The following is a 7,660-nucleotide window of genomic DNA, read 5'->3' on the forward strand; positions in this document are numbered from 1 at the left end:
CAGCGCAACTCGCCATCGCCCGTGCCGTTCTTCACGGCGTACCGCGGTGGACCGCCGCGGTGACGCGCTGATGAATGAAGGGTCTTGAGAAGTGAAGAACATCAAGAGGTTCGCTGCCATCACGATCGCGGCCGGCGGACTCGCCGTCGCAGGTGCCGGTGTCGCCTCCGCCCAGGGCCCCCAGGCCGACGGTGGGGCCACGATGTCCCCGGGTGTGGTCGCCGGCAACAACATTCAGGCGCCCATCCACGTGCCCGTGAACTTTTGCAGCAACACGATTTCGGTCATCGGGTCCATGAACCCGGCGTTCGGCGTCCCCTGCGGCCGCTGACCGGCCCCGCCCCGGCGGAATACCCGACTCACCACCGACCGGCCCCGGAGGCACCCGCCTCCGGGGCCGGTTCCATGACGGGGGTCCGGTTCCATCACGGGAGCCCGGTTCCATGACGGGGCCGACCCCGGGACGAGCCCGGTTCCAGGAGGGCCGGCTTCATGACGGAGCCGACCCCGGGACAGGGCCGGTTCCATGGCGGAGTCGGCCCCATGACACCCCCGGTGCCCCCGGAAGGCTCAGAGACCGCCCCGCTCCCGCTCCTCCACATACGCGTTGTACGCCGCCACCTGCGCCCGCCGCGAGGTGCGCTCCACCGGCCGCAGCGCCTCGGCCCGCGCCGTGATCTCCGACGCGCTCACCGCGCCGCCGTGCTCCCGGCCGTCCCCGCCCGCCGTATACGCGATGTCCACCAGCGCACCCACCCGCTGCGCCAGCTCCAGCACCCGTAGGGCCCGCGGCGGATAGCCCGGCGCCAGCACCTCACGGCCCCGCTCGGCCCGCGCCCGATACGCGTCCAGAGCCGCCTGGGCCATCGGGCCCGATCCGGCCACATTCAGCCGCGAGAGCACCTCCGTGGCCTCCCGCAGGGCCTCGGCCAGCTCCCGCTCGGCCTCGCTCAGCGACGGCACATCCGCGGGCGGCGCCTCCCGCACCCCCTGGCATCGCCACACCACCTCGACGTGCTGATCACCCTCGGGGCCGACCGCGGACACCTCGGGCACCAGGCCCAGCGCCGCCCCCGTAGCGATCACCGCCTCACCCGCCTCGAGCGCCTGGGCGTTGAACTCCGGCGGGCCGCTCAGCCCCAGCGGATGCCCCGCTATGGGCAGCGCCACCCGCAGCCCCTTGGCTCCGAGCGCCCGCAGCCGCCCCAGCGCCAGCGTGAGCCCCACCTGCCCGGACTCCCCCGGAAGCCCCGCCACCCGGTGCGACGCGTCCTCGTCCGCGATGCGATGCGCCGCCTCATCGGGGGAGACAAGTCCGGCGAGAAGGGCATTTCCCCAAGCCGCGAGGCGCCCTGAACGTGGTTCATCGAGCATGGCACCAGCCTAAGGACTGCCACCGACAACGTGTGGCGTAGGTTTTCCTCAGGGGGCTGCGCCCACAGGCGCACGCACGACTCGAGACTGCAATGGGAGACAACGCGCTCATGAGCGAGGTTCTGGAGCTGCTGGACGTATCGGTGGTCCGCGATGGGCGGGCTCTGGTGGACGAGGTCTCCTGGTCGATCAAAGAGGGAGAGCGTTGGGTCATCCTCGGCCCCAACGGCGCCGGCAAGACCACCCTCCTCAACCTCGCCTCCAGCTATCTCTTCCCGAGCGCCGGAAGCGCCCGCATCCTCGGCGAGCATCTCGGCCGCGTCGACGTCTTCGAGCTGCGCCCCCGGATCGGCGTGGCGGGCATCGCCATGGCCGAGAAGCTGCCGCGCAGCCAGACCGTCCTCCAGACCGTCCTCACCGCCGCGTACGGCATGACGGCCCACTGGCAGGAGGACTACGACGCGGTCGACGAGACCCGCGCCCGCGCCTTCCTCGACCGCCTCGGCATGACCGAATACCTCAACCGGAAGTTCGGCACCCTATCCGAGGGCGAGCGCAAGCGCACCCTCATCGCCCGCGCCATGATGACCGACCCCGAGCTGCTGCTCCTCGACGAGCCCGCGGCGGGACTCGACCTCGGCGGCCGCGAGGACCTCGTCCGCCGCCTCGGACGGCTCGCCCGCGACCCGCTCGCGCCATCGATGATCATGGTGACACATCATGTCGAGGAAATCCCCCCTGGCTTCACCCATGTTCTGATGATCCGCCAGGGAAAGGTGCTCACCGCGGGCCCCGTGGAGACCGAGCTGACCTCCCGCAACCTCTCCCGCTGCTTCGGACTCCCGCTGGTCGTCGAGCGCAACGGCGACCGCTGGACCGCCCAGGGACTGCCGCTGACCTGATTTCCGCCGGCCCGATGTCCGCCCTCCGCGCCCACCGCGCCATCGACGGGTGATCCGCGCACTGTCCCCGACGACCGGCGCCAACTACCATGACCATGTGGATCCGTGGGTGTGGTGGCTGATCGCCGCCGTAGGACTGGGCATTCCGCTCGTGTTGACCGCGATGCCCGAATTCGGGATGGTCGCGGTCGGCGCGGTGGCCGGTGCCATCACCGACGCGCTCGGGGGCGGCATCGTGCTCCAAGTCGTCGTCTTCTGTGTCGTCTCGGTCGCGCTGGTCGCCGTCGTGCGCCCGATGGCGGTCCGCAGCCGCCGTCAGCAACCCGAGCTGCGCAGTGGCATCGAGGCGCTGAAGGGACGCCAGGCCGTCGTCCTCGAGCGGGTCGACCACGGTGGTGGCGGCCGCATCAAGCTCGCGGGCGAGATCTGGTCCGCGCGCTCCCTCGACCCCGGCCAGAGCTACGAACCCGGGCAGCAGGTCGACGTAGTGGAGATCGACGGTGCGACGGCCGTCGTCATGTAGACGCCGTACCCGGGGTGTCCTATCAAGAGTTGAGGACGCCCCGGTTGAGCTGCGGAGTCGACCATGAATCTGACAGACTCCACCCTCGGGAACCGCCAGACCTGATCATCCCGACCATCCGAATCACCGCATGAAGGGCACGGGGAGCCGCTGTGGAACCGATCATCATCGTCCTGATCATCCTGGTGGTGCTGGTCTTCATCGCACTGATCAAGACGATCCAGGTCATCCCGCAGGCCAGTGCCGCCATCGTGGAGCGCTTCGGACGCTACACACGCACTCTCAACGCGGGCCTCAACATCGTCGTCCCGTTCATCGACTCGATCCGCAACCGCGTCGACCTCCGTGAACAGGTCGTGCCCTTCCCTCCGCAGCCGGTGATCACCCAGGACAACCTGGTCGTGAACATCGACACCGTCATCTACTACCAGGTGACCGACGCCCGCGCCGCCACCTATGAAGTCGCCAGCTACATCCAGGCGATCGAGCAGCTGACCGTCACCACCCTGCGGAACATCATCGGTGGCATGGACCTCGAGCGCACCCTGACCTCCCGCGAGGAGATCAACGCGGCGCTGCGCGGCGTCCTCGACGAGGCCACCGGCAAGTGGGGCATCCGCGTCAACCGCGTCGAGCTCAAGGCCATCGAGCCGCCCACCTCCATCCAGGACTCGATGGAGAAGCAGATGCGCGCCGACCGTGACAAGCGCGCCGCGATCCTCCAGGCCGAAGGTGTCCGGCAGTCCGAGATCCTGCGCGCCGAGGGTGAGAAGCAGTCCGCGATCCTGCGGGCCGAGGGTGAGTCCAAGGCCGCCGCGCTGCGCGCCGAGGGCGAGGCCCAGGCGATCCGTACGGTCTTCGAGTCCATCCACGCCGGAGACCCGGACCAGAAGCTGCTCTCCTACCAGTACCTCCAGATGCTGCCGAAGATCGCCGAGGGCGACGCCAACAAGCTCTGGATCGTGCCCAGCGAGATCGGCGACGCCCTCAAGGGCCTCGGTGGGGCCATGGGCAACTTCGGCCCGCTGACCGGCGGCGGCAACGGCGGTGGCACCCCCGCCGCCACCGGTAAGGAGCCCGCCCCGCGCCGCGAACAGCCCAGGATCGACTGAACCTGAACGGTCGGGGGTCGGGGCGGCCTCCCGGCCCCCCAGGAGGCCCCCGGACCGGCCCCCCAGGAGGCCCCCGGATGTGTCAGGAGCGCCCTAGGCCGGCAGCGCCAGCCACTCCGGCAGCCCGTCCCGCTCCGCCGCCCCCAGCGCCAGCACCAGCGCATCGGAGGGCGTGGGCTCGAACGGCGCCTTGAGCAGCCGCATACCCGCCTGCTCGGGAGTCCGGTCCGCCTTGCGGTGGTTGTCCTCGGCACAGGAGGCCACCGTGTTCAGCCAGGTGTCCCCGCCCCCGTGCGACCGCGGCACCACATGGTCCACGGTCGTCGCCCGGCGGCCGCAGTACGCGCACCGGTGCTGGTCCCGGACCAGCACCCCGCGCCGCGACCACGGCGCCCGTCTTCGGAACGGCACCCGTACGTAACGGCACAGCCGGATCACCCGCGGCAGCGGCAGATCGACGTCCGCGGCCCGCACCCGCAGCCCCGGGTGAGCGTGTTCGACAACGGCCTTGTCCTGGAGGACCAGCACCACGGCACGTCGCAGCGTCACCGTCGCCAGCGGCTCGAAGCTCGCGTTCAGAACCAGCGTCTCGCGCATCCCGACCACCCCCGCATCCCGTGTCCCGGCCCCCGCGCCTGACATGGGCGGGACCGGGATCAACTCTGGCCGGGAGCCTGGCCGAGAACAACGCAATTTCGCCGCGTCAGCCCGCGGCCGGCGCCTCGTACTCCCCGATCAACTGGGCACGTCCCAGCGTGTGGAAGCGCAGATTGAAGCCGACCACCGCGGGCGAGGCGTCCGCGTCCGGGCCCAGCTTCTCGCTGTCCACCGCGTAGACGGTGAACACATAGCGGTGCGAACCGTCCCCGGGCGGCGGCGCGGCCCCGCCGAAGTCACGCGTCCCGTAGTCGTTGCGCGCCTGTACGGCCCCGTCGGGCAGGCCCGCGAAGCCGCCGCTGCCCGCACCCGCCGGAAGCTCGGTGACCGTGGCCGGGATGTCGAACAACACCCAGTGCCAGAAACCGCTGCCGGTCGGCGCGTCCGGGTCGTAGCAGGTGACGGCGAAGCTCTTCGTACCCTCCGGGAACCCCTCCCAGCGCAGCTGCGGAGAGGTGTTCCCCTCCGCGTACACCTGGGCGGAGTTGAGCGTGCCGCCCGGTTCCACATCGTCGCTCACCACCGTGAACGACGGCACCGGCGGATGGAAGTCATGGGGGAGTGGGGGCCGGTTCTGCTCGGACACCTCAAGAACCTCCTCAGGTCGCAGTGGATCATCTCCGCGGCCAGCCTAACGAGACCGCCGCTCGCCGGGCTGGCACCATGTCGCCCATGACCGGCCCCACCCTCGCCCTCCACCTGCGCCTCGACGGCGTGACGGACAAGGACGGCTTCCTCGACCGCTGCGCCCGGGACCTGCGCTTTCCCCATTGGTACGGGCGCAATTGGGATGCCCTCGCCGACTGCGTCACCGATCTGTCCTGGTGGGCCGAGGGCCGCGAGCCCAGCGGCTGTCTGCTGGACATCCAGGGCTGGCCGGCCTTCCGCGACGCGGACCCCGACGCCGCCGCGATCGCGGCGGACATCCTGGCCGACGCGGAGGCGTACTGGGCCACGCAGGGACGCCCCCTGGTGGTGCGCTACGACGACGGCCCTTGAACTACGGCCCTGACATATGGCCCTGACGTACGGCGACGGCCTACGGCACCCGGCAACGCGTCCTGACACACGGCGCGGGGCGCGCACCGAGATGGCTTCGGTGCGCGCCCCGCGCGGAAGTCAGGGTCCGGAGAGGGAGAGCTCAGAACCAGTTGCGCTTGCCGCCGACCTGGGCGAGCCACTGGTTCAGATACGCGGCCCAGTCGGTGTCCTGGAAGGACGCCAGGTTCATCGTGAAGGACCGGTAGGTGTCACTGCCCTCGGTGAACAGCCCCGGCTTCTTGTCCATCTCCAGCACCACGTCCATCTCGCGGTCGTCCGCGACGAAGGACAACTCCACCTGGTTCAGGCCCCGGTACTGCTCCGGCGCGTAGAACTCGATCTCCTGGTAGAAGGGCAGCCGCTGCCGGGTCCCGCGGATGTGACCACGCTCCAGGTCGGCGCTCTTGAACCGGAAGCCGAGGGTGCCGAAGGCGTCCAGGATGGCCTGCTGGGCGGGGAGCGGATGCACATGGACCGGGTCCAGATCGCCCGAGTCCACCGCACGCGCGATGGCCAGCTCCGTGGTCACCCCCACGTTCATACCGCTCAGATGCCGGCCCAGGAACATGGTGATGGGGGTCTCCCACGGAATCTCCAGGCCGAACTGCACCGCGTGCACCGCACCCGGCTGCACCTCGAACGCACCGCCCAGCTGCTGCCGGGTGAACTCCACGTCCTGCTTGTACTCCTGGTCGTTGCCCTCCACCTCGACCCGCGCCTGCAAGCCGACCGAGAGGCCCTCGATCCGCTGCGCGACCGAACCGCCCTGGATGCGGACCTCGCCCTGCACAATGCCGCCCGGGACGACGTTCTCCTCGGTCAGCACCGTCTCCACCGAAGCGCCACCGGCACCCAGACTCGCGAGCAGCTTCTTGAAGCCCATGTTCTCCCTCTCAAGGACGCGACTGCGTCTTGACTCGATCGCACTCGATCACTGTTGACACGTAGGAACGCGAAACAGCCGTGGACGGTTCCGCGGCTCATACCCTTCCAGCGGACCGGTGCCGCCTCCAACCACCGGTTGATATCTGTTCCACTACGCTCGGGGCGCGTGACAGCAGGACCTGACCGTGAGCCCCTCGACCGCTCCTTCTTCGACCGACCCGTCCTCGAGGTCGCGCCCGACCTCCTGGGCCGCGTCCTGGTCCGGAGCACCCCGGACGGACCGATCGAATTGCGCCTGACCGAGGTCGAGGCGTACGCGGGCCCGGCCGACCCCGGCTCGCACGCCTACCGGGGCCGCACCGAGCGCAACGCCGTGATGTTCGGCCCCCCGGGCCATGCGTATGTCTACTTCACCTACGGCATGTGGCACTGCCTCAATCTGGTCTGCGGACCGGAGGGCCATCCCAGCGGGGTGCTGCTGCGCGCGGGCGAGGTGCTGCACGGCCATGCGCGGGCCCATCAGCGCAGGCCGAAGGCGCGTAACGACCATGAGCTGGCCAAGGGCCCGGCCCGGCTGGCCACGGCCCTGGGCGTGGACCGCAGGCTTGACGGCACCGATGTCTGCGCGGGTCCCGACGCCGCGCTCGCCATACTCACCGGCCACCCCGCCCGGCCCGCCCAGGTGCTCAGCGGTCCGCGCACCGGTGTGGGCGGGGAGGGCGCAACTCATCCCTGGCGCTTCTGGATCGATGGCGAGCCCTCGGTCAGCCCCTACCGGGCGCACACGCCCCGTCGCCGGAATTCGACGCGCCGTCAGGTCGGAACTTGACTCTGCTGGACAGGGCGCCTAACGTAGCCCGAGCCGCTTGAGACGGGCAGTGCTGTCGGCGCGATCCCATGATCGAGTCACAGTGGCCCCGGAGCGGCCAACCACTAGACGACAACTCCCGAACAGGGTCCTATTTCGCTGCGCGAAATCAAGACCCGGGGCTCCGATTAGGAGCTGAGAGGGAAATTAGCTAAAGTGGTGGACACGCCGGAAGGCGCGAAAGACCCCGCTCCAGCAGGGGGCCGGAAACGGAATTCGGATCGGAAACGGACCGGAAATCGGATCTGGTAAGGTTGGAAACACCGAAGGGAAGCGCCCGGAGAGACCGGTGAAACGG

The 7,660-nt window shown here is 69.9% G+C and carries 10 protein-coding genes; 6 read left to right on the plus strand and 4 right to left on the minus strand.

Annotation, left to right across the window (positions count from 1 at the left end):
- The first annotated feature begins 91 nt into the window (after window positions 1–91).
- Window positions 92–331 carry a chaplin gene (locus AB0E24_RS44220; protein ID WP_033227481.1) on the plus strand — a complete coding sequence of 80 codons (240 nt, stop codon included), beginning with the start codon at window positions 92–94 and terminating at the stop codon, window positions 329–331.
- A 239-nt stretch (window positions 332–570) separates the two neighbouring features.
- Here the strand turns inward: AB0E24_RS44220 and AB0E24_RS44225 are convergent, their stop codons facing one another.
- A complete protein-coding gene (locus AB0E24_RS44225; RefSeq protein WP_359385560.1) occupies window positions 571–1,374 on the minus strand; it encodes an Rv1486c family protein in 804 nt (267 codons plus the stop codon).
- Between the two features lie 110 nt (window positions 1,375–1,484).
- Here AB0E24_RS44225 and AB0E24_RS44230 point away from each other — a divergent pair, with 110 nt between their 5' ends.
- The 3 genes from AB0E24_RS44230 (at window position 1,485) to AB0E24_RS44240 (ending at window position 3,911) form a co-directional block, all read left to right on the plus strand.
- Window positions 1,485–2,276, plus strand: coding sequence for an ABC transporter ATP-binding protein (locus AB0E24_RS44230; RefSeq protein WP_069874706.1), 792 nt, complete (start codon window positions 1,485–1,487; stop codon window positions 2,274–2,276).
- A 49-nt stretch (window positions 2,277–2,325) separates the two neighbouring features.
- Window positions 2,326–2,799 (plus strand): NfeD family protein, encoded by a 474-nt coding sequence (locus tag AB0E24_RS44235; RefSeq protein ID WP_069874685.1) that lies wholly within the window; start codon window positions 2,326–2,328, stop codon window positions 2,797–2,799.
- Window positions 2,800–2,951: 152 nt separating this feature from the next.
- Window positions 2,952–3,911, plus strand: a complete 960-nt coding sequence (locus AB0E24_RS44240) for an SPFH domain-containing protein (RefSeq protein WP_069874688.1) — start codon at window positions 2,952–2,954, stop codon at window positions 3,909–3,911.
- Window positions 3,912–4,004: 93 nt separating this feature from the next.
- Here the strand turns inward: AB0E24_RS44240 and AB0E24_RS44245 are convergent, their stop codons facing one another.
- Both AB0E24_RS44245 and AB0E24_RS44250 read right to left on the minus strand, forming a co-directional pair.
- Window positions 4,005–4,508: an HNH endonuclease gene (locus tag AB0E24_RS44245; protein WP_359385563.1), complete on the minus strand. Its 504-nt coding sequence runs from the start codon at window positions 4,506–4,508 to the stop codon at window positions 4,005–4,007.
- Between the two features lie 106 nt (window positions 4,509–4,614).
- The gene (locus AB0E24_RS44250; protein ID WP_102934200.1) at window positions 4,615–5,154 is read right to left on the minus strand and encodes a YbhB/YbcL family Raf kinase inhibitor-like protein; all 540 of its coding nucleotides are present in this window, start codon (window positions 5,152–5,154) and stop codon (window positions 4,615–4,617) included.
- 86 nt (window positions 5,155–5,240) lie between these two features.
- Here AB0E24_RS44250 and AB0E24_RS44255 point away from each other — a divergent pair, with 86 nt between their 5' ends.
- A complete protein-coding gene (locus AB0E24_RS44255; protein ID WP_231981507.1) occupies window positions 5,241–5,567 on the plus strand; it encodes a barstar family protein in 327 nt (108 codons plus the stop codon).
- Between the two features lie 142 nt (window positions 5,568–5,709).
- On the opposite strand, the gene AB0E24_RS44260 is transcribed toward AB0E24_RS44255, so the two are convergent.
- Window positions 5,710–6,492: a sporulation protein gene (locus AB0E24_RS44260; protein ID WP_069874695.1), complete on the minus strand. Its 783-nt coding sequence runs from the start codon at window positions 6,490–6,492 to the stop codon at window positions 5,710–5,712.
- 168 nt (window positions 6,493–6,660) lie between these two features.
- Here AB0E24_RS44260 and AB0E24_RS44265 point away from each other — a divergent pair, with 168 nt between their 5' ends.
- Window positions 6,661–7,323 (plus strand): DNA-3-methyladenine glycosylase, encoded by a 663-nt coding sequence (locus AB0E24_RS44265; protein WP_069874698.1) that lies wholly within the window; start codon window positions 6,661–6,663, stop codon window positions 7,321–7,323.
- The last annotated feature ends 337 nt before the right edge of the window (window positions 7,324–7,660 follow it).

It is taken from the genome of Streptomyces malaysiensis subsp. malaysiensis (genome assembly GCF_040653035.1).
Taxonomy (GTDB): domain Bacteria; phylum Actinomycetota; class Actinomycetes; order Streptomycetales; family Streptomycetaceae; genus Streptomyces; species Streptomyces malaysiensis.

Bases quoted from the DNA above. Each gene is read 5' to 3' on its own strand.
- AB0E24_RS44260 (WP_069874695.1), bottom strand. From the start codon at position 6,492: ATGGGCTTCAAGAAGCTGCTCGCGAGTCTGGGTGCCGGTGGCGCTTCG.
- AB0E24_RS44255 (WP_231981507.1), top strand. From the start codon at position 5,241: ATGACCGGCCCCACCCTCGCCCTCCACCTGCGCCTCGACGGCGTGACG.
- AB0E24_RS44225 (WP_359385560.1), bottom strand. From the start codon at position 1,374: ATGCTCGATGAACCACGTTCAGGGCGCCTCGCGGCTTGGGGAAATGCC.
- AB0E24_RS44245 (WP_359385563.1), bottom strand. From the start codon at position 4,508: ATGCGCGAGACGCTGGTTCTGAACGCGAGCTTCGAGCCGCTGGCGACG.
- AB0E24_RS44230 (WP_069874706.1), top strand. From the start codon at position 1,485: ATGAGCGAGGTTCTGGAGCTGCTGGACGTATCGGTGGTCCGCGATGGG.